Source organism: Massilia cavernae (assembly GCF_003590855.1).
Classification (GTDB): Bacteria; Pseudomonadota; Gammaproteobacteria; order Burkholderiales; family Burkholderiaceae_D; genus Telluria_A; species Telluria_A cavernae.
This window is the reverse complement of record NZ_QYUP01000076.1, coordinates 1-20,736: the sequence shown is the minus strand read 5'-3', so window position 1 is coordinate 20,736 and position 20,736 is coordinate 1. Positions and strand designations below refer to the sequence as shown.

General features: G+C 61.6%; 14 protein-coding genes and 1 pseudogene. 8 read left to right on the top strand and 7 right to left on the bottom strand.

Annotated elements, in window-relative coordinates:
- From D3872_RS07730 to D3872_RS07715, 4 genes and pseudogenes are all read right to left on the bottom strand, one after another.
- Window positions 1-995, bottom strand: a pseudogene (locus D3872_RS07730) (glutamine synthetase family protein); the annotation flags it as partial.
- 66 nt (window positions 996-1,061) lie between these two features.
- Window positions 1,062-2,576 (bottom strand): MocR-like pyridoxine biosynthesis transcription factor PdxR, encoded by a 1,515-nt coding sequence (gene pdxR / locus D3872_RS07725; RefSeq protein WP_119810234.1) that lies wholly within the window; start codon window positions 2,574-2,576, stop codon window positions 1,062-1,064.
- On the bottom strand, window positions 2,552-3,850 hold the full coding sequence (locus tag D3872_RS07720; protein WP_119810233.1) for a 4-aminobutyrate--2-oxoglutarate transaminase: 1,299 nt from the start codon (window positions 3,848-3,850) through the stop codon (window positions 2,552-2,554). The genes pdxR and D3872_RS07720 overlap by 25 nt, the downstream gene beginning before the upstream one ends.
- A gap of 114 nt (window positions 3,851-3,964) precedes the next feature.
- A complete protein-coding gene (locus tag D3872_RS07715; protein ID WP_119810232.1) occupies window positions 3,965-6,100 on the bottom strand; it encodes a TonB-dependent siderophore receptor in 2,136 nt (711 codons plus the stop codon).
- A gap of 357 nt (window positions 6,101-6,457) precedes the next feature.
- Between D3872_RS07715 and D3872_RS07710 the strand changes: the two genes are divergently transcribed.
- Both D3872_RS07710 and D3872_RS07705 read left to right on the top strand, forming a co-directional pair.
- Window positions 6,458-8,218: an ABC transporter permease gene (locus tag D3872_RS07710; protein ID WP_119810231.1), complete on the top strand. Its 1,761-nt coding sequence runs from the start codon at window positions 6,458-6,460 to the stop codon at window positions 8,216-8,218.
- 39 nt (window positions 8,219-8,257) lie between these two features.
- The gene (locus tag D3872_RS07705; protein ID WP_119810230.1) at window positions 8,258-9,322 is read left to right on the top strand and encodes an ABC transporter ATP-binding protein; all 1,065 of its coding nucleotides are present in this window, start codon (window positions 8,258-8,260) and stop codon (window positions 9,320-9,322) included.
- Between the two features lie 19 nt (window positions 9,323-9,341).
- Here the strand turns inward: D3872_RS07705 and D3872_RS07700 are convergent, their stop codons facing one another.
- Window positions 9,342-10,313, bottom strand: a complete 972-nt coding sequence (locus tag D3872_RS07700; protein WP_119810229.1) for a threonine/serine dehydratase — start codon at window positions 10,311-10,313, stop codon at window positions 9,342-9,344.
- Window positions 10,314-10,349: 36 nt separating this feature from the next.
- A complete protein-coding gene (locus D3872_RS07695) occupies window positions 10,350-11,378 on the bottom strand; it encodes an alpha/beta hydrolase family protein (RefSeq protein ID WP_147373829.1) in 1,029 nt (342 codons plus the stop codon).
- A gap of 279 nt (window positions 11,379-11,657) precedes the next feature.
- Here D3872_RS07695 and D3872_RS07690 point away from each other — a divergent pair, with 279 nt between their 5' ends.
- The 4 genes from D3872_RS07690 (at window position 11,658) to D3872_RS07675 (ending at window position 17,038) form a co-directional block, all read left to right on the top strand.
- Window positions 11,658-12,764 (top strand): YncE family protein, encoded by a 1,107-nt coding sequence (locus tag D3872_RS07690; RefSeq protein ID WP_119810227.1) that lies wholly within the window; start codon window positions 11,658-11,660, stop codon window positions 12,762-12,764.
- 24 nt (window positions 12,765-12,788) lie between these two features.
- Window positions 12,789-14,576 (top strand): amidohydrolase, encoded by a 1,788-nt coding sequence (locus D3872_RS07685; protein ID WP_119810226.1) that lies wholly within the window; start codon window positions 12,789-12,791, stop codon window positions 14,574-14,576.
- A gap of 577 nt (window positions 14,577-15,153) precedes the next feature.
- Window positions 15,154-16,269, top strand: coding sequence for a porin (locus D3872_RS07680; protein WP_119810225.1), 1,116 nt, complete (start codon window positions 15,154-15,156; stop codon window positions 16,267-16,269).
- A gap of 19 nt (window positions 16,270-16,288) precedes the next feature.
- Entirely contained in the window at window positions 16,289-17,038 is a 750-nt protein-coding gene (locus tag D3872_RS07675; protein WP_119810224.1) for a gamma-glutamyl-gamma-aminobutyrate hydrolase family protein, read from the top strand.
- Window positions 17,039-17,080: 42 nt separating this feature from the next.
- Here D3872_RS07675 and D3872_RS07670 read toward each other — a convergent pair whose 3' ends face one another.
- Window positions 17,081-17,980 (bottom strand): GntR family transcriptional regulator, encoded by a 900-nt coding sequence (locus tag D3872_RS07670; protein WP_119810223.1) that lies wholly within the window; start codon window positions 17,978-17,980, stop codon window positions 17,081-17,083.
- A gap of 143 nt (window positions 17,981-18,123) precedes the next feature.
- On the opposite strand from D3872_RS07670, the gene D3872_RS07665 reads away from it, so the two are divergent.
- Window positions 18,124-19,230 carry a C45 family autoproteolytic acyltransferase/hydrolase gene (locus D3872_RS07665; protein ID WP_220476901.1) on the top strand — a complete coding sequence of 369 codons (1,107 nt, stop codon included), beginning with the start codon at window positions 18,124-18,126 and terminating at the stop codon, window positions 19,228-19,230.
- A gap of 63 nt (window positions 19,231-19,293) precedes the next feature.
- On the top strand, window positions 19,294-20,736 hold a 1,443-nt coding region (locus D3872_RS07660; protein WP_119810235.1), incomplete at its 3' end, for an ABC transporter substrate-binding protein.

Here is a 20,736-nt window from a genome sequence, read left to right as displayed (position 1 = left end):
CCCATTGGATGTTGATCGGCGCCCGGTGTGGCGCACGATGCGGCGGTAGGAGTTCACGTAAGGCGCGACGATCGCCATCGCCGACGGCATGTAGCGCTGCAGGCCGCCGATGTAGTGCTTGAAGTGCGGCGCCGCGGAACCATCCTCCCTGCTGAAGATGTTCAGTCCGCTCTTGACGTCGATCACGCTCTGGTGCACGTGCATCGCGGAACCCGGCTCGCCTGCCATCGGCTTTGCCATGAAGGTCGCGTACATGTCGTGCTTGAGCGCGGCCTCGCGCAGGGTGCGCTTGAAGAGAATACCTTGTCGGCCAGCCCGAGCGGATCGCCATGCAGGAAGTTGATCTCCATCTGGCCGGCGCCGATTTCGTGGATCAGGGTGTCGACGTCGAGGTTCATCAGCTCGCAGTAGTCGTAGATGTCCTCGAACAGCGGATCGAATTCGTTCACCGCGTCGATGCTGTAGACCTGGCGGCTGGTCTCGGCGCGGCCGCTGCGGCCGACCGGTGGACGCAATGGCAGGTCGGGGTCGATATTCTTTGCGGTCAGGTAGAACTCGAGTTCCGGCGCCACGACTGGTTTCCAGCCTTTGTCGGCGTACAGCTTGAGCACGCGGCGCAGCACGGTGCGCGGCGCGAAGTCGACCAGTTTGCCGTCGGCGAAATAGCAGTCGTGGATCACCTGCGCAGTCGGGTCGACCGCCCATGGCACCATCGTGATCGTGGTCGGATCGGCCTTCAGGATCATGTCGCGGTCCATCGGCGAAATCGCGCGGTCGTAGGCTTCGTTCTGCTGCGGATAATTGCCGGTCACGGTCATGCCGAGCACCGCTTCCGGGATGCGCATGCCACGCTCCTGCGTGAATTTTTCGCGCGGTAGTATCTTGCCGCGAGCGACGCCGGTCAGGTCGGGGACCAGGCATTCAATCTCCGTAACCCGCTTTTCGTTAAGCCACAGATCCATGTCTGTGTAAGTGAAGTTTTCGCGGATGGCCATTTTTTTCTCTTTAAAATATTCTAGGAATGAATCTCTGATAGAAACGATGATAGGGAGGATTTGGACTTATTGCGAGCGCCACTTTGCGCACGTTGGTGGAACCACTTCAGCGCACCCTGACTGAATAACGGAGGCCAGTACTTTTCCGTAGTGCGTTATCTTTTCCGGAGTGACGTAGGCATAGCCGACCAGCAGGCCCCTGCGCACTGGTGGCGCAAGGTAGTAAGTGGACAACGCCCTGACATGTATCCCGGATTCCATGGCCAGCTTTTCGAGCGCTGTGTCGTCGACATGGTCAGGCAGTTCCACCACCAGGTGCAGGCCGGATTCCTCGCTTGATATTCTCGCGCGCTGGCCGGTCAGCGCCGTCGCCAGGGTCCGGCGCAGCATCTCGCGCCGCGCACCGAACATCTGGCGAATTTTCCTGACATGCGCGGTGAAGTGGCCAAGCGAAATAAAGTCCGCCAGCGCAGCCTGCACCATCAGCTGGCCAGGACGTTGCAGATCGTAGAGCGCGATCTTGAATGGCTCGATCAGCGCGTTGGGAACCACGAGGTAGCCGATTTTGATTCCGGGGTAGAGCACCTTCGAGAAGGTGCCCATGTAGAGGACGCGATTGTCGGTATCCAGGCCCTGCAGCGAGGCGAGCGGACGTCCGGTGTAGCGGAATTCGCTGTCGTAGTCGTCCTCCAGGATCCATGCATTCTTGCGCACCGCAACGTCCAGCAGTTCGCGGCGGCGCGCGAGCGTCATCACCACGCCGGTCGGGTATTGATGCGATGGCGTGACGTAGATCAGTCGTGGGTCGGTCGCGAGGTCGTCCTCGGACAGCGACATGCCATCGGCATCGACCTTGACCGGGCGCAGCGCCAGTTCGCACGCCTGGAACACCCGGCGCGCGCCCCAATAGCCGGGATCTTCTACCCACGCCGTATCGCCCGCGTCGGCCAGTAGCTGCGCGCACAGGTCGAGCGATTGCTGGGTGCCTGCAGTGATGAGGACCTGGCCGACATTCACCTTCACTGAGCGCGAAATCCGAAGGTAGTCGGTGATGGCCTGCCGCAGCGGCAGGTAACCGCCAGATTGGCCGTAGTCGAGGAGGTCGGTGCGAGCATCGCGCCAGAGGCGGTTCTGCAGCCGCTGCCACAGCTTGAACGGAAATCCTGAGAAATCGGCCTCGCCCGGGGCGAATGGCTGGATCTCATAGCGGGCACCGGCCGCAAATGCGGTGATGTCGTTCCCGCGTTTTGACAGCTGTGCTTCGGCTTCGCCGCCTGTCGCTACCGATGCCTTGGAAATGAACGCAAGTTGCGGCAGGTTGGCGACATAGGTGCCGCTGCCTTGTGCGCTGGTTACATATCCTTCCGCGGCTAGTTGTTCAAACGCCGCGATGACGGTATTGCGCGAAAAACCGAGATCGCGCGCCAGGTCGCGGCTTGATGGAAGTTTATTCCCCGCGCCCAGCTGTTGCTGATGAATGGCGGACTTGGCAGCCTCGTACAGGCGGCGCTGTTGCGCCAGGCGCGGATGGAAATCGGCATCCGCGAGCGTGCTGGCTAGCAGGTCAGAGGCGGGGGACATGATTTTGCGCTCTCGAGTAATACGGAATCGAGAATATCCAGCGCTTCATCCATCAGCGCATCGCTGATCGTCAGCGGAAACAGGAAACGGATCACGTTGCCATGCGAGCCACACGTCAGCAACAGCAGTCCTGCTGCCAGCGCCGATGCTTGTACGCGCTTGGTGAAATCCGCATCTGGCTCACCTGTGCCGGGCCGTGTGAATTCGACTGCAACCATGGCGCCAGGGCCGCGCACATCGGCGATCTGCGGCACGGCGCGCCGCAACTCGTGCAGGCGTTTCGTGAGGCGCTCGCCCAGCACGTTCGCGCGCTCGATCAGGTTCTCCTCAGCGATCACCTCAAGCACCGCGTGGGCCGATGCGATGGCGACTGGATTGCCGGCGTAGGTGCCGCCCAAGCCGCCCGGCGCCGGCGCATCCATGATCTCGGCGCGCCCGCATACGGCGGACAAGGGCATGCCGCCGGCGAGGCTTTTCGCAATGGTCATCAGGTCGGGAAGCACGTCGTAGTGCTCCATCGCGAACAGTTTGCCGGTGCGTGCGAAGCCGGTCTGGATCTCATCCGCGATCAACAGGATGCCGTGTTCGTCGCAGATGGCGCGCAACGCTTGCATGAACTCGCGCGGCGCCTGGTAAAAGCCGCCTTCGCCTTGCACCGGTTCGATAATGATGGCGGCGACGCGCTTTGGGTCGACGTCGGACTTGAACAGTCCGTGCAGCGCCTGGATCGAGTCCCCGCTACTGACGCCATGCCGTTCGACCGGAAAGGGGGCGCGATAAATCTCCGATGGGAAGGGACCGAATCCGATTTTGTAGGGCGCCACTTTGCCGGTCAGTGCCATGCCCATCATGGTGCGTCCGTGGAAGCCGCCTGAGAATGCGATCACGGCACCGCGCCTGGTCGCCGCACGGGCGATCTTGATCGCATTTTCGACTGCTTCGGCGCCGCTGGAAAAGAACGCGGTCTTCTTCGCGTGGCTGCCAGGCGTGAGTTGGTTAATGCGCTCAGCCAGGGTTACGTAGCTTTCGTACGGCACAACCTGATAGCAGGTGTGGGTGAATTTTTCCTGCTGCGCTTCGATTGCCGCCATCAGCTTTGGATGACGGTGGCCCGTATTAAGCACGGCGATGCCGGCGGCGAAATCGATATAGCGATGACCTTCCACGTCCCATATTTCAGCGTTGAGCGCGGACTCGGCGTAAAACGCGCACATCACGCCGACGCCGCGCGGCGTGGCTGCATTCCTGCGCTCTTCAAGCATTGCATTGTTCATATTTATCCTTCTGAGGCTCACCCGGTGGTCACATGCAAGACCAATCCCGTCGGAACTGCCCGCACCCGTTACGAGTGCGGGCCGGCCGTTGAGATCAAAGCGAGGGTGCATGTGTCAGAAATCGACTTTGGCCGCGAACTTGATCGCACGCGGCATGCCGGCGGCGAGCAGGCCGCCACCGGTAGCCGACCAGTAAACCTTGTCGCCCAGGTTTTCCACGTTGACCTGGAAGCTGGTCTGGTAGCCGCTGAACTTGGTCGCATAACGCACGCCCGCGGTGTAAATGGTATAGCCGGGGATGAAGGCCTGGTTCAGGTTATTGACCGCACGCTTGCCGGTGTAATACGCGCCGGCGTTCACGCTCAAGCCAGCGAGGTACGATGGTTTGTATTCGAGAAACAGGCTGCCGGTCTGCTTGGCGGTGTTTTCGGGCAGCTTGCCGATCAGTGCGGCGTTGGCGGCATTACGCTGCTCCGCCTGCAATAGCAAACCGCTCAGGTAGACCGACAGTTCCGGCGTGATCGCACCATTGGCGGAAAGCTCCAGTCCCTCGTAATGCACGCGGCCATCCAGCACGAAGAAGTTTGCGGCATTGGTGTAGGCCGAGGCGCGCTCGATCTGGAAATACGCGGCCGATGCCGTGATGCCGGCAAGGCCTTCGGTTCGAATGCCCAATTCCTTGGTCGTGCTGACCGCAGGCGGCAGCGCCTCGAATGCATTCACGGCAGCAGCAGGCGCAATACCGGTTTCTTCCACGCCTTCCAGATAGGTGGCGTAGATGGTGGTGTCAGGACGCACCTTGTAGACCACGCCGGCCGAAGGCGAGGTCTTCTTGACCTGGTAGGTGGTAGTCGTGGTCTTGTTGGAGTAATCGCTGTAGCGTGCGCCGACCAGGACCGACCAGGCCGGGGTGAGGCGGATCTTGTCGAACAGGTAAAGACCCTGGTCCTTGATCGCTTGGGGGTTGAACGTGAGGTTATTGCTCAACACGGGCTCGGCGATCACACGCGGATTGTAGAGGTTCTGGTTGAAGGTAAAAGTCTGCACGCTAGGCCCATTCTGGTTGCGCTTGTTTTGCATCGTGCCGATGGTGAGCTCATGGTCGAGCCAGGCATCGACGCGGCCAGTCAGCTCCAGGCGCGCATTTTCGTTGAGATATTCCTGTCCGCGCACGAACTGCGTGCGCAGCCTGCCTTCGCCGGTGGCGATACTGTAGTTCTGCAGTTGCCCGAAGCTGCGGCGATCCCGGTTGGTCTCTGCGCGGCCAATCTCGAAGGTCGCAGCCCAGGCATCGCTCAGCGCATAGTCGGTGCGGAACAATATATTCTGCGCGTTGGCATCATAGTGCGCCCACGTGCCCGAGAGCAGTTTGGTGGAATCCTGCACCGGGGGCAGGGCGATGACGTTGTTCACTGCAGGCAGCAGGCCGACGCCGGCATTTTCAACGATGTCCTTGCGGATGTCTTCGAGGTCCAGGCGGAAGGTCAGGTCGGGACTCGCGCGCCAGTCGAGCGCGACGGCGCCGAAGGTGCGGTCACCGGTAACGTCATCGGTGGCATTGCGCAGGCGGCCGCCGGCGGCATTGACGCGGATGCCGAATTGATTATCTGCGCCGAACTTGCGGCCGATGTCGACCGCGCCAACCACCTGGCCGAACTCATTGCCGCTGATCGAGAAACTGGTGACCGGTGCCGCCGTGGCGCGCTTGGTGACCAGGTTGACGATGCCGGCCGGGGTCGAAAAGCCATAGTACAAGGCCGAGGAGCCTTTGAGCGCTTCGACCCGTTCCTTGTTTTCCAGCGGCAGGTCGATCAGGTTAATGATCGGCAGCGAACCATTGAGGCGGTAGTTGGTGCGCGCATCGACCGAAATGCCGCGGATCGAGAGCGTATCGTTGACGCTGCCGCTGGTCTGGGCACGCGCAACGCCGGCAGAGTTCTTCAGGGCGTCGAACAGGCCCTGGGCATCTTGCGCTTCGAGCACCACGCGCGGAATGATGTTCACGGTGAATGGCGCATCGAGCAGCAACTGGTCGCGGAACGCGCCGACCTGAACGTATTTGGACTTGAAGCCTTTTTCTCGTTCTGCGTTGACTGTCACCGTCTGCAGTACGCCTGCCTGGTCGCCGACTGCTTGCGCTGCCTGTTCGGGTTCCGCCTGTTGGCCGGCGGCGTGTGCGCTGACTGCCATGCAAGCCCAGGCCAGGCTGACACTGAATGAGAGCGTATTGCGTTTGAAGTGCGTGTTCATGTTCCAAGTCCCCGTAATTGAAGCGATTGAGTTATTCGTATGCCCGTGAGAATCGTTTATTTCTTTTTTTGCATGGTCGAGTCCGGGCAGCACTTTCCTAGTCCCGTTCAATCATTAAGGCAAGAATAGTACTGTCTTTTTTCTTTGTCAAATACAATCTAATTGTTTTCCCTCCATGCTGTTGCGTTTCGCGTGGAAACGCGCTTTCAGCGGGCAAGCCCGGCGATGGTGCGCTGCAAGAAGGGGCGTAAATGTGGCGGGTGAGTGAAGCCACTGGAATCTCATTTTTTGATTTTCGTCTTGCACTTTTAAATCAAAGAGTACAAAATGCTTCAGAATTGCCCTCTTGGAAAAATCATGTACTCGTCTTCTTTACGCCAACTAAACTGGCCGCGCGGGGTGGTTGTCACGCTCACTGCGATCGCAGTATTCCTCCCGCTGTTCCTGATCTTCTACCAAAGCTTTTTGTCGGCGCCATTTTTCATGCCGGTCAAGACGCTGGGGCTGGATTCTTACCGCTTCATCTTCGAGGATCCCGATTTCAGCAACGCGTTCAAGAACGGCTTGATCCTCGCAACCGGCCTGGCGGCGATCTCCGTGCCGCTCGGCGGCATGCTCGCCTTCGTGATGGTGCGCACCGACCTGCCGGGCCGCGGCTGGATCGCGCCGCTGCTGCTGGTGCCGATCTTCGTGTCACCGATGGTGATGGGCTTCGGTTACGTAGTGGCGATGGGACCTGTCGGGTTCTATTCGACCTGGGCCCGCGAGCTGCTCGGCTTCATCCCTTGGAATATCTATTCGTTCACCAGCATCGTGGTGATTGCGGGCCTGACCCACGTGCCGCACGTGTATTTGTATGCCTCGTCCGCGCTTAAAAGCCTGGGCTCGGATGTTGAGGAAGCGGCGCGCATTGCCGGCGCCTCGCCGCTGCAGGTCATGATGAATGTGTCGCTGCCGATGATCATGCCGGCGCTGGCGTATGCCGGCGTGCTGGTGTTCTTCCTCGGCTTCGAAGTGTTCGGCCTGGTGCTTGTGCTGGGCGACCCGGAAGGGCACCTGGTGCTGCCCACCTACCTGTACAAGCTGACCAACAAGCTTGGCACCCCGTCGTACCACCTGATGGCGGCGGTCGCGGTGTGCCTGGTGATGGTGACGATGCCGCTGGTGATGATCCAGCGCTGGCTGCTCAAGTCGGCCAACAAGTATGTGTCGATCAAAGGGAAGGGCGCGCACCAGAAGGCGCTGCCGCTGGGCCGCTGGAAGTGGCTTGCGTTCGCGCTGCTGGCGGGCTGGCTGATTTTTACGATCGTTGTGCCGATCTCGGGCATCGTGCTGCGCTCCTTCGTGCAGTACTGGGGCGAGGGCGTGAACCTGGCCGATGTGCTGACCTTGCAGCACTTCCGCGACATCTTCGAACAGCCGTCGCTGGTACGTGGCATCGTGAACACAGTTCTGATCGGCGTGATCGGCGGCGCGTTTGCGGTCGCCTGCTACAGCGCGATCGCACTGGCAATGCACCGCAAGCCGGATGGCATCACGCGCCTGCTCGATTACAGTGTGCTGGTGCCGCGCGCGGTTCCCGGGCTGCTGGCCGGCCTGTCGTTCCTGTGGGTGTTCCTGTTCGTGCCTGGCTGGATCGATGGCATTCTCAAGGCGATGGATAACGATGTCGCCCTGTGGCTTAGTGCCCACGTGATTCCGATGCTGCGCGAAGTGCGCTCGACCATCTTCGCACTGTGGCTGGCGTATTCGGTGGTGTGGCTCGCATACGGCATGCGCCTGATTTCGACCTCCCTGCTGCAGGTCGGGCCGGAACTGGAGGAGGCGGCGCGCGCGGCCGGCGCCAGCCGCGGCCAGGTCACGCGCGACGTCACGCTGCCGCTGATCAAGTACGGCCTGCTGGGCGCATGGCTGATGATATTCCTGATCTTCGAACGCGAATATTCGACCGGCGTCTACCTGCTCTCGCCCGGCACCGAGGTGATCGGCGCGATGCTGGTATCGCTGTGGGCCGGCGGCGCGACCGAGCTGGTGGCCGCGCTCTCGTTCATCAACATCACGCTGGTGGCGATCGGCCTTGGCATCGCGCTGCGCTTCGGCGTCAAGCTGCACAACTAACAACTACATCGAGACATCATCATGAACCGTGACCTCAGCATGAACGAACTATCCGTCAACGAACTTCACCTCGACTACGGCAGCGGCGCCACCGCCAACCCGATCCTGAAAGGGGTGTCGATGCACCTGCAGCGTGGCGAAGTGGTAGCGCTGCTCGGGCCTTCGGGTAGCGGCAAGACCACGCTGCTGCGCGCCGTGGCCGGCCTGGAAAGCCCGAAGCAGGGCAGCATCGATATCGGCGAACGCCGCGTGTTCGACGGCGAGCGCAAGATGGACCTGCCGGCCGAACAGCGCAACCTGGGGCTGGTGTTCCAGTCGTACGCCTTGTGGCCGCACAAGACCGTATTCGACAACGTCGCCTACGGCCTCAAACTGCGCAAGATCGGCAAAAGCGAGATCGACGCCAAGGTCAACGAAGTGCTATCCCAGCTCGGCCTCGGCCACCTGGGCGCGCGCTTCCCGCACCAGCTCTCGGGCGGCCAGCAGCAACGGGTGGCGATCGCCCGCGCGCTGGTCTACAACCCGCCGGTCATCCTGCTTGACGAGCCGCTGTCGAACCTCGACGCCAAGCTGCGCGAGGAAGCGCGCGCCTTCCTGCGCGAACTGATCGTGCGGCTCGGCCTGTCGGCGCTGATGGTCACGCACGACCAGTCCGAGGCGATGGCGATTTCCGACCGCATCCTGCTGCTTAATAACGGCAAGATCGAGCAGCAGGGCACGCCGCAAAGCATGTACGAAACGCCCGATACGCTGTTCACCGCTGAATTCATGGGCAGTAACAACCGCGTCCCCGGCAAGGTCGTGAGCCGCAATGGTAGCAGCGTCCAGCTGCAAGTCGAGGGCGTGACGATGCAGGGTACCGCGCGCGGCACGAATACCGGTAGCGAGGTCGCGCCGCTGATCCGCGTTGAAGAGGTGAAGGTCAGCGCGACGCCGGTCGCGAATGCGCTTGAACTGCCGCTGCTGACCTGCATGTACCTGGGCGATCGATGGGAGTGCCTGTTCACGCGCGGCGAAATCAGTCTGCGTGCGCATTCGAAGTACAAGCTGGACCCGGGCAGCTACTGGCTGCATATGCCGCCCGAGAAGTTGTGGGTGTTCTGAGCGCCGGCGCGCGCTGCCGCTAACTTACGGCAGCGCGCCGCACCGCGTCCAGGAAGGCCGTCAGCGCGATGTTGCGGCCGCACAGCACGACGCCGACCTTCTTGCCCTGCCACTCGGGAGCGAGCTTGAGCAGGCCCGCGAGCGCGACGCCGGCAGCGCCTTCGACCATCCAGCGTTCGGTTTCGGCGAGCAGCTTCATGGCGGCTATCGTTTCTTCCTCGGTCACCAGCACGCACTGGTCGATCACCTGCTGGCAGATCGGGAATGTCATCGACCCTGCTTCGATCCCGCCGGCGGTACCGTCGGAGATCGTCGCGCTCTCGTCCACATCGATAATCGCGCCCGCCTTCAGGCACTCGTACATGCTGCGCGAACGCGTGGGCCAGCAGCCGACTACGCGGGCCTTGGGCGACATCTCCTTGTACACGGTGCCTATCCCTGAGATCAGTCCGCCGCCGCCAACCGAGGAAATCACGATGTCGAGATCCGGACATTGTTCCTGCATCTCCATCGCGATGGTCCCCTGGCCGGCAATCACATCGAGATCGTTGTATGGGGAGATGTACGGTATGCGTCGGGCCTGTGCCTGGCGGCGAGCCTCAAGTTCGGCGGCCAGCGCGCCGCCTTCAGTCAGCACCACTTCGCCGCCCAGCGCCCGGATCGCATCGAGCTTGCCTTGCGCCGCGCTCGTGGGCGCATATACGCTGACAGGCACGCCGGCGCGCTTGCCTGCCAGCGCCACGGCCTGGCCGTGGTTGCCGGTGGAGGAGGTGATGACGCCGGTCCGTTTCGCCGCATTCCCCAGCATGAGCAATTTGTTGGTGGCGCCGCGCATCTTGAATGAGCCGGTGTGCTGCACATGGTCGCATTTAAGGTACACGTCGCAGCCCGTCAGTGTGGACAGCACGACGCTGCGGTCCAGCGGCGTTACGCGCACTTGCGGGCGAATCGCCCGATGCGCTTCTGCGATGCTGTAGAACAGCGTACTCATAGGTCCTCCTGAAACTGTCTAGGTGTGCGACCCTGCTTACGGTTTCAGGTAGCGGCCGACGAACTCGAAGGTGCGCTTCATCGCGTCGCGCTGGTCGTCGGTGTCGCCGTCCATGAAGATATGGCCGCCCGGCGCGTTGTCATAAATGTGCGATTCGTACGTCTTGCCTTTTGCCTTCAGCGCATCGAGCAGGCGGCCGGTGTGCAGGGCCAGCGGCACAATCTTGTCGTTGCTGGTGGCCAGCACCAGCAGCGGCGAGTTGATCTTGTCGACGTGGTTGATCGGCGAAACTTCCATGTAGGCGGCCAGGTTTTCGTCCGGCAGCTTGTTCTTGAAGTAGGCGCTTTCATGCGCGACTTCCAGGCGCCGGTATTCCGGCTTATAGGCCATGTAGGCGACGAGGTCGGTCAGGCCGACGATATCGACCGCTGCCTTGAACTTGTCAGGCGCCTTCTGGATCGCCAGCAGGGTCACCATGCCGCCGCGGCTCTGGCCGATGATACCGAGGCGGCCAGGATCGACATAGCTTTGTTTGCCGAGGTAGTCGGCCGAGGCCAGCACGTCGGCAGTGTCGGTAATGCCGTACTCGTTGCGGTAATGGTTTGCGCCGTAGCCGCGGCTGCCGCGGTACTCGGGGAAGATCACCACGTAACCCTTGGACACCGCCGTATCGACCAGCTGGAACCAGCGCCAGTCGAAGCGTTCGTGAAAGCCGCCGTGCACCATGACCAGGCCGGGATAACGCTTACCCGCTTGCATCGTCCGCGGCGTGAACACATAGCCCGGAATCAAGGTGCGGTCAGCGCTGGCGAATGCCACGCGCTTGAGCTTCACGCGATCGCCGTATTCCATGTGGAAGTTCAGCGTGATGATGCGCTGCTCCTGCTCGTACAGGGTGTGGTTGGTGATGTCGAGTTTGGTCGCAGTATCCTTGGCGTCGAGGTTGATGTATTTGTCCAGCGTGCCTTCCTTCGGCGCGGCATCCTGCGCATGGGCCGGTATAAGTAGCAGGGGCGCGGCGCAGGTCAGCAGGGTACAGCAAGATTTAAGCTTGGATAAGAACACAGCAAACTCCTTCAAGGGTGGGATCGTATTGCCGGCCGCAGTTTTGGCATGCGGCCGGGTTGCCTAAATTTCGCGTTGTAACTTTCTCAGGATTGGTTTATATTGCATTTATCGCGAATTAAATACATCATATGCTTGGCGCGCCGGAAAGTCAAAAGCTTGCTGCCGGCGCTAGTAAAACGCATCCGGTACGGGCGTACATACAAGCTGGCGGTCAGGATTTTAGTATAACAACGATGATTTTTAAGAATTTTTTATACAATTTGAAGAGGGATACACATGCGCTGCCTGTTCAGGAAGATCAAGATCGCCGTGGTCGTTGCCAGTTGGCTCCTGGGGGGAGGCGCGCAGGCCGCAGGCCCTAGCGGATACCAGCTGGAGTCGGCGACCGTACTGCCCAGCACCAATACCGACTGGGACTACCTCGCCTTCGATGCGGCGCGCTCCAACCTGTTCATTGCCCGCCGCGGCGACGGCCTGACTGTATTCGATGTGCGCACCCAGAAAGTGGTCGCCAATGTAGCAGGTACCAAGGGGGCCAACGGGATCGTCCTGCTGCCGCAGTTCGACCGCGCCTATGTGGTCAATACCGACGGTACGATGACAACCATCGCGCTGTCCACACTTACCCTGGTCAAGTGGGAGCAGCTGGACAAAGGCGGGCTGAATGGCATTATCTACGAACCGACCATGCAGCGCATCCATGCGATCACCGGACTGCGCCAGAAGACGTCGACCTATATCACGCTTGACGCCAAGACCGGCAAGCTGCTGGGCCGCACCGATTTCGACAGCACCAAGATGGATACCCCGGCCACCGACGACGAGGGGACTATCTATGCACCCATGCGCGACAAGAACGTCTTGATGAAGTTGTCGGCCAGGGACCTCAGCGTGCAGCGGACCTGGCCGATCGCCCCATGCGAGCAGCCGGTCGCCGTCGAATATGAAAAGACCAGCAAGCGCATCTTCATCGGCTGCCGCGGCGCGAAGCCGGTGTTTGTCGCAATCGACGCCAAGACTGGCAAAGTGGTGGCCTCGCTGCCGATCGGGAAGGGCGTGGACGGCATGGCCTTCGATCACGACAAGCACCTGATCGTCACCTCGAACGGCATGGACGCCAACCTGGTCGTGATCAGGCAGCTCGGCCCGGATCAATACCAGTTGGTCGAAACCATCGGCACCCGCCCCATGGTGCGCGTGCTGGCCATGGATCCCGCGACCAGGAAATTATATTCGGTGACCGCGGGCTTTAGCTTCCCCGCTGCGGAACCGGGCAAACCGGCGCCGCCCGCGACCTTCCATCCGAACAGCTTCACGGTGCTGACCTATGCGCCGACGCCGGACAAGACACTCCAAGAGCCTGAAGAACAGCACCAGCACTAACCGACCGATCGAAAGGATTTAGCAATGCGAACTAAGACAAGCACGCTGGCGCACGCAGTCATGGCGTCCATTCTGCTGGCGGCAGGGATCACCGCGCCGCCGGCCAGCTGGGCTGCGCCAGCCAAGGCGAAGGCGGCCGACCTGATCCTGTACAACGCGAAGGTCTGGACGGTCGACGCCAGGCAGCCGCAGGTGGAAGCGGTGGCAGTGCGCGGCACCCGCATCGTCAAGGTCGGCGCCAGCAAGGATGTGCTGGCGCTGAAAGGCCCGGCGACGCGCGTGATGGACATGGAAGGCAAGCTCGTGCTGCCTGGCTTTAACGACGCGCACACCCACTTCGGCAATGCGGCGGAATGGTTCTTCCAGGTGCCGCTGACCGACGTCAACGACCAGAATCTGATGGCCGCGCGGATCAAGGCGGTTGCCGCCCGCGTGCCGAAGGGGATCTGGATCACCGGCGGCGACTGGGCAGCGGGTGCGGCAAACGCGGCCGAGAAGAACCGCAAGGCTGGCTTCGAACCGCTGGTCCCCACCCTGAAGGCGATCGACGCGGTCTCGCCCGACCATCCGATCATCTTCCGCCGATACGATCACGTCTACTTCGCCAACAGCAAGGCGCTGGAGATGGCGCGCCTGACGCCGAAGACCCCGAATCCTGCCGGCGGCTCGTATGGCAAGGATCCGGTCACAGGCGAATTGAACGGCCTGTTGTACGGAACGGCGGGGGAAGGCCTCGAACGCCAGCTGCCGCCGATGTCGACGAAGCAAAAGTTGATCGGTGCGCGCGCCATCCAGAACGACCTGAACAAGGTTGGCATCACCTCGATCACGGATATGGGACGTGTCGACGATGTGTCGAACCAACAAATGTATTCGGTCCATGTGGAGCGCAGCGCGACCGACCTGCGCATCTTCAATGCACTCAAGAAGAATGGCGAGCTGACCCTGCGCGTGTATGCGATGCTCCCGATCGAAAGCCGGAACGAACTGATCGATCACGGCATCAAGCCGGGCAGCGGCGACGAATTCATTCGTTATGGCGCGCTCAAGTCGTATGGCGACAGCGGCGTCATGTTCAAGCCGTTCACGGCGAACGGACTGCCGAGCGCATGGTCGTACCGCTTCCCGACCGAAAGCATCTTTGCGCAGCAGATCGTGGATGCCGACAAGGCAGGATGGGACATTGGCGTGCATATCATCGGCGACAAGGCATCGAACGCCCTGATCAACTGGTACGGCGATGCCGTTGCACAGAACGCGCCGCGCGAACGCCGCCACCGCATGATCCACTGGTGGCACACGACGCCTGAAGACATCCAGCGCGTCGGCAAGATGGGCTTTACCGCTGACGTCCAGCCATACCACCTCGAGCGCGAAGTCGCGCTGATAGGCGATACCCTGGATGAAGAACGTGCCCGTTCGACACATGCATGGAAAAGCATGATCGACGCCGGCATCAACCTTACCCTGGGGTCCGACATGCCGGGTTCGTACAACAGGCTGCACGTGGCGCCGTACAACCCGCTGGAAAACATGTTTGCCGTCGTCACCCGTACCAACAAGGAGGGCTTTCCCGCCGGCGGCTGGCATCCGGAACAGCGCCTGACGGTTGCGCAAGCAATCAAGGGCTACACCTACAATCCGGCGTGGGCTTCGCACGAAGAGAACATCAAGGGCAGCATCACCGAAGGCAAGCTGGCTGACTTGGTCGTGCTGTCGAAAGATATCCTGACCCTTCCACCGGAAGAAATGCTGACCACCGAAGTGGTGCATACCATCCTTGGCGGCAAGGTTCTCGACCTCAAGAAATAAGGCAGTGTTTCCTTTCTCAAGCGCTGCAGTATGAGCGCTTGAGTTTTTTGCTGGTCATCACATGAAAATTCCCCCGCTTACCATCATGTTTGCGTCCGTGGCAATCGGCTTGCTGCTGCCGGCTACGACCGCCTTTGGCCGGTCCTGAAACCGGTCCTCGCTCCAAAAAATGGAAAGCCCCGCAGCGCTGCCGGGGCCTCATGGCTGCCCCCTCGACCCACCCATAACATTTACTCAAACAGGAAATAGTTTCTTGACATCCTCCCCTTCGTGAACGAAATGGGATTCCCACTGCTGGCGTCTGATGTCCCAGACGGAAGCCGGACTGAAAGAGTCCAGCTTCTTATTCAATCCGCAGGATATCTCTCGACCTCGCCTAAGGCGACTGCGGATTGGAAAAAGCGGTACTGGTAAATCATGCCCCAGCGCGTAATCGCGTACTGTAGCACTTAAGGAATTTGACCGTGGACCAACACCAAAGTTCAAAACATTTTTTCACTTGGACGGCTGCGCGCGCTTCGCGCCCGGCTCCTTTCACTCCCTGCCCTGAAGTACAGGGTTTCTTGGAGCAATTCTGATGAAACACTCGTTAGTCGCATGCGCCATCGCCGCTGCCTTGTCAGCCACCTTTGCGGGCGCCGTGTCCGCTCAGTCCAACGTGACGATGTACGGTACCGTGGATGCCGGCTTCGTCCGCGAAAGCGGGGGCGTCGCCGGCACCGTCAACAAGATTGGCAGCGGCATCGGATCGGTATCGCGCCTCGGCTTTCGCGGCTCGGAGGACTTGGGCGCGGGGCTGTCGGCCAATTTCGTGCTGGAGCTTGGCGCCAAGATCGACACCGGCGAGATCGATACGGCCGGCAGCATCTTCAATCGCCAGGCTTTGGTCGGGCTGAAGAGCACGACACTGGGCGCGCTGACCCTCGGCCGCCAGTACACGCCTTACTACACCACGCTCAGTACCGTTGCCGACCCGTTCGGCACCGCCTACGCGGGCAACATCAAGAACCTGTTTCCGACCGCGGGCAACAACACCCGCACCAGCAATATGGTGCTGTACACCTCGCCATCGGTGCAGGGCTGGTCGGGTGAACTGGCCTACACCATGGGTGAGCAGGCCGGCAGCAACACGGCCGGGCGCCAGCTGGGCGCCGCCATCGCCTACAGTGCCGGTGCGCTCAACGCCAGGCTCGGCTACAACAACCGCAACAACGATATAAGCGCCGCGGCCGGCGCCGGCATGACGCCGCCGGTGGCCGCGTCCAGCAGGGATATCGGCACTAATACCGTGCTGGCGGCCAACTACAACCTCGGCGTGGTGAAGTCCTACGCTGCGTACGGCCGGGACAAGGGACCGAACAGTGCACCCTTGCCGAACAGCGCCAACCCCTACGGCGGCGTGAGGCCGACCGCATCGACCGATAGTTCCGACTGCCTGCTCGGCCTGACGGCGCCAGTGGCCAGCGGCACCGTAATCGCGTCGTACATCGGCAAGGACGACAAGTCGGCTTTCAACCAGGATGCACGGCAGTGGGGCCTTGCCTACTCCCATCCCTTGTCGAAGCGCACCAATCTCTACGGTGCATACGCAAAAATCCGCAACAAGAACGGCGCCGGCTACACGGTTGGTAATAATGGGGAGGCTGGGTCGGGTGACCAGGCAATCAACTTGGGCATGCGCCATACATTCTGAGCCAACATAAGGAGAGTCAATGCGTCGTCCTATCGTGATTGTTTCAGCTTGCCGGCAAGCGGTCGGCGTCCATCAGTGCCATACGGCCCAGGTCAAATATGTCGACGCCGTGGTGCGCGGCGCCGATTGCGCGCCGCTGATCCTGCCGGCGCTGGGCGAGGCGACCGACTTCGACGCCGTGCTGGCGGCGGCCGACGGCATCATGCTGACCGGATCGCCATCGAACCTGCACCCGAGCCACTACGCTCAGGACCTGCGCGATCCGGGGCTGCCGCAGGACCCGGCGCGCGACGCCACCACCTTGCCGCTGATCCGCGCCGCGCTTGAACGCGGCATTCCGCTGATTGCCGTTTGCCGCGGTTTCCAGGAGATCAATGTCGCGCTGGGCGGCAGCCTGCACCAGGCGGTGCAGGAAGTGCAGGGGATGCTGGACCACCGCGAGGACAAGCATGCGGCGCTCGATGCGCAGTACGGCCCGGCACACAGCGTCGCGCTGACGCCGGGTGGCCGCCTGTCGACGATGCTGGGCGGCGCGGCCACCATCGATGTCAATTCCTTGCACGGACAGGGTATAGCCCGGCTGGCGCCTGGGCTGGTCGTGGAGGCGGTTGCGGAGGACGGCCTGGTGGAAGCGTTTTCCGTCGCCGGCGCCGGCTTCGCGCTTGGCGTCCAGTGGCACCCGGAATGGCGCATTACCGATAACGCCGACGCGATGCGGATGTTCGCAGCATTCGGCCAGGCTTGCCGGGCATATCAGTCCACCACTTGATTGTATAAAAATTTAATTTAATACAACCGCACTGGCGTCCAATTACGTGGCTTTGCTGCCCTTCGGCATGGCGATCCTGAGGTGGTGGCGCATCAGGGCCGATGCCAGTTCGCGGTCGTCCTCCTCGATCGCATGGATGATCTCCAGGTGCTCGGCGCACGACTCCTGCACCCGCAGGATGCGGTAAAAGGCGGCGGTTTCGTCGAGGCGGCGCAGGTTATTCTGCTGCTGCATCGCCTGCAGGATGAAGCGGTTGCCGGAGAAGCGCGCGACCATCTCGTGGAAGGCCGAATTCAGCGCAAAAAATTCGCCCGAGGTGGGTACGTGATCCGGCGCGTCGAGCATGCGCTGGTGCGCCGCCTTCACGCGCTGCAGCAGGGCCTGGTCCACCTTATAGCCCGGCTCGAGGAAACTGCTGCACTCGATGATCATGCGGAAGCGGTAGCTCTCGGCTTTGGCCTTGGGTGTGTCCAGGGATGGCAGGAATTGCCAGCCGTGGCCGGTGCGCTTGATGATCAGGCCCTCGGACGCCATGCGCATCAGCGTTTTCGTCATCAGGCTGCGCGGCGCGGGGTAGCGCGACAGCAGTTCCTTTTCGGTGATGGTCTCCGGCAGCACCTCGCGGATGCGGTCGACCACGATCGCCTTGTACAGGTCGTCGACCGTGAGGGAGCCGGTGCCCAGGTCGTCGAGATCGACCATGGCCCCGTCTGCGGTCACGAAGTAGCCGGCGTTGGCGCGGTATTCGATCATGCTGCGATCCGCCAGCAGCTTCAGGGCCGCACGCACCGGCGTGCGCGAGACGCCGTAACGGGTGCCGAAGGATTCTTCCGTCAGGTGGGCCCCGGCTGCAAGGGTGCCGTCGCGGATCTCTTTGCCGATGCGTTCGGCCAGCTCGAGCTGGAGCGCGCTGGGAGCGGCAGGTTTGGGGGATTTGCTCATGCTGCTTTCTGTATGGTTGGTGATGTTATCACTCTGACCTGCATTATGCCAAATTTAGTACATAAGGAAAATAGAAAACATTTTTATTGCATTTAATCGAGATTTAATACAAACTACTCCCATCAACAAAGAAGGAGCTAAACATGTCGATGGACGCAGGTTTTCCACTGGTGGAAGTATCAGGTTCACCATATGAGCGAGGGGTGCAACACGGGCGGGCGGTGCCATCGCGCGTTCAAGGCAGCGTAGCGTTGTATCGGGACCAGTTGGCGCGCCGTGGCGTGAGCGTGGCGACCACCAATATGCTGGCCAGGAATGTGGTGCCAAAGATTTGCGCGTTCGACGAGACCTATTTCGATGAGATGAAGGGGATTGCCCATGGGGCAGGCGTCAGCATCGAAGACGTCATCCTGGTCAACTGCCGCACCGAGATGATGTACGGCCACGCCGCCCTCGGCGCAGCGCGCGCAGCGCTGGATGACGGTTGCACCGGCCTGATCGTCATGCCTGCCGCGTCCGAAACCGGCCGCCTGATCCACGCCCATAACTGGGACTGGCGCGATGCCTGCGTCGATACCGGCATCATCCTGAAGGTCAAGAAGAACGGCGGCCGCCCGGACATGCTGATGTTTACCGAGGCAGGCACGCTCGGCCGCCACGGCTTCAATGAGGCCGGCCTGTCGTTGTCGGGAAATTTCCTGACTTCCGACCGCGATTACAAGGGCGATGCCGACGTGCCGCTTGGCCTGATCCGCAGGAAGATGCTGGAAAACGAATCGATGACCAGTGCCATGCGCATGCTGTTCGAAACCCGGCGCTTCTGTTCCAACAACCTGATGCTGGCGCATGCGGAAGGCGAGGCCGTCAATTTCGAATGCGCGCCGGACGAGGTGTTCTGGATCACGCCGGAAGACAACATCCTGGTGCACGCGAACCACTGGATCAGCCAGCCGGCGCGTGCCAAGCTGGTCGACCTGGGCCTGGCCACGACACCCGATTCCATCTATCGCCAGCGCCGCGTCACCGAAACCCTGCTGGCCGCCAACGGCAAGATCGGCTGGGAGGTGGTGAAGAACGCGCTGGCGGACGAGTTCGGCAAGCCCGAGGCTGTCCTGAGCTGGCCGTCGCAAGCCCCGCACAACAGCGTGTCGTGCACCGTGGCCACCACGCTGATGGATCCGGGCGCGAAGACCATGTGGGTCGCACGCAAGCCTTACGAGTCGCGCAACTTTATCGAATACCGCCTGTAGGGCGGGGCTGCTAGTATTGCGTCAGGCAGGCGCGAGATTGCCTACCTACGATAAGGAGTTTAGATGATGAGATCACATACCCTGTTGCTGGCGTTCGGCGTCCTGGCCGCTGGCGCCGCCGGCATCAGCAGCGCGGCCGCCCCGGCCGCGCTACCTGAAATTCGCGTCGCCGATGCCTTCGATACGCCGACCTCGATGCCGGGTCACCGCTCGCGCAATACGGCAACCGACGGCATCCTGATGCATGTCGTCGAGTCCTTGGTCGCCCTGCGCGACGACCTCAGCGTCGGCCCCATGCTGGCCGACAGCTGGAAGACTTCCCCCGACGGCAAGAAGTACGAGTTCAAGCTGCGCAGCGGCGTCACCTTCCACAACGGCGCGCCGCTGACCGCCGCCGATGTGCAGTGGAGCCTGAACCGCATCCTCGATCCCAAGTCCGAGTCGTATTGCCGCAATCAATACGACGGCAGCAAAGGCGCCAGAGTCGTCAGCGTGAAGACGCCGGCGCCGGATGTGGTGACGATCGAGCTGGCGCAGCCATACGCCTTGTTCCTGGAGCAGATGGGGAACATCCAGTGTCCGTTGGCCATCCTGCACCCAAGCAGCGTCGATGCGCAGGGCAAGTGGCTCAAGCCGGTCGGCACCGGACCCTATGTATTCAATGAGTGGCGCAAGGGCCAGTATGTGTCGCTGACCCGCTACCCGGCTTACCTGCCGCGCAAGGAAGCGCCTAGCGGCCTGGCCGGTGCCAAGAACGCCAACGCCAACCTGCGCTTTGTCGTGATTCCCGACGCGTCGTCGCAAAAGGCTGCCTTCATGTCCGGCCAGGTCGACCTGATCGTCGCCGATGGCGAGAATCCGCCGCCCAGGGGGCCGGGCTGGAGCATCGTGGTCGAGCAGGATCTCGACATGAACACGCTGCTGATGCAAACCCGCGATCCGGTGTTGTCGAAGCCCGAATTCAGGCGCGCCGTGGCGCTGGCGCTCGACCTGCCGGCGCTGGCCAGGACCTTGACCAATGGCGACAGCGGATACAGCCCGTCGCTGGTGCCAACGATGAGTCCGTACTACTCGAAGGTGCACGCGCTCGGCTACACCAGGAACCTGGCCGAGGCCGGCAAGCTGCTGGCCGCGGCCGGCTATCGCGGCGAGGTCATCAAGATCCAGGCCAACAAGCGCTATCCGGAAATCTATCGGCTGGCGGTGGTCACGCAGAACATGCTGAGCAAAGCCGGCATCAAGGCCGAAGTCGAGGTGCTGGAGTGGGCCACGCAGGTCACCAATTTCCGCGAAGGGAAGTTCCAGATGATGGCCTTCAGCTATTCGGGACGGATCGAACCGGCAATCATGTACGGCGACGTCCTCGGCGACAAGGAAAAAACGCCGATGAGCCAGTGGACCAATCCCGAGGCGAGCAAGATCCTGGCCGACATCAAGGGCGTGGCCGATCCTGCCAGGCGCAAAGCGGCATTCGAGGAGATCCACAAACGCATGATTGCCGACGTG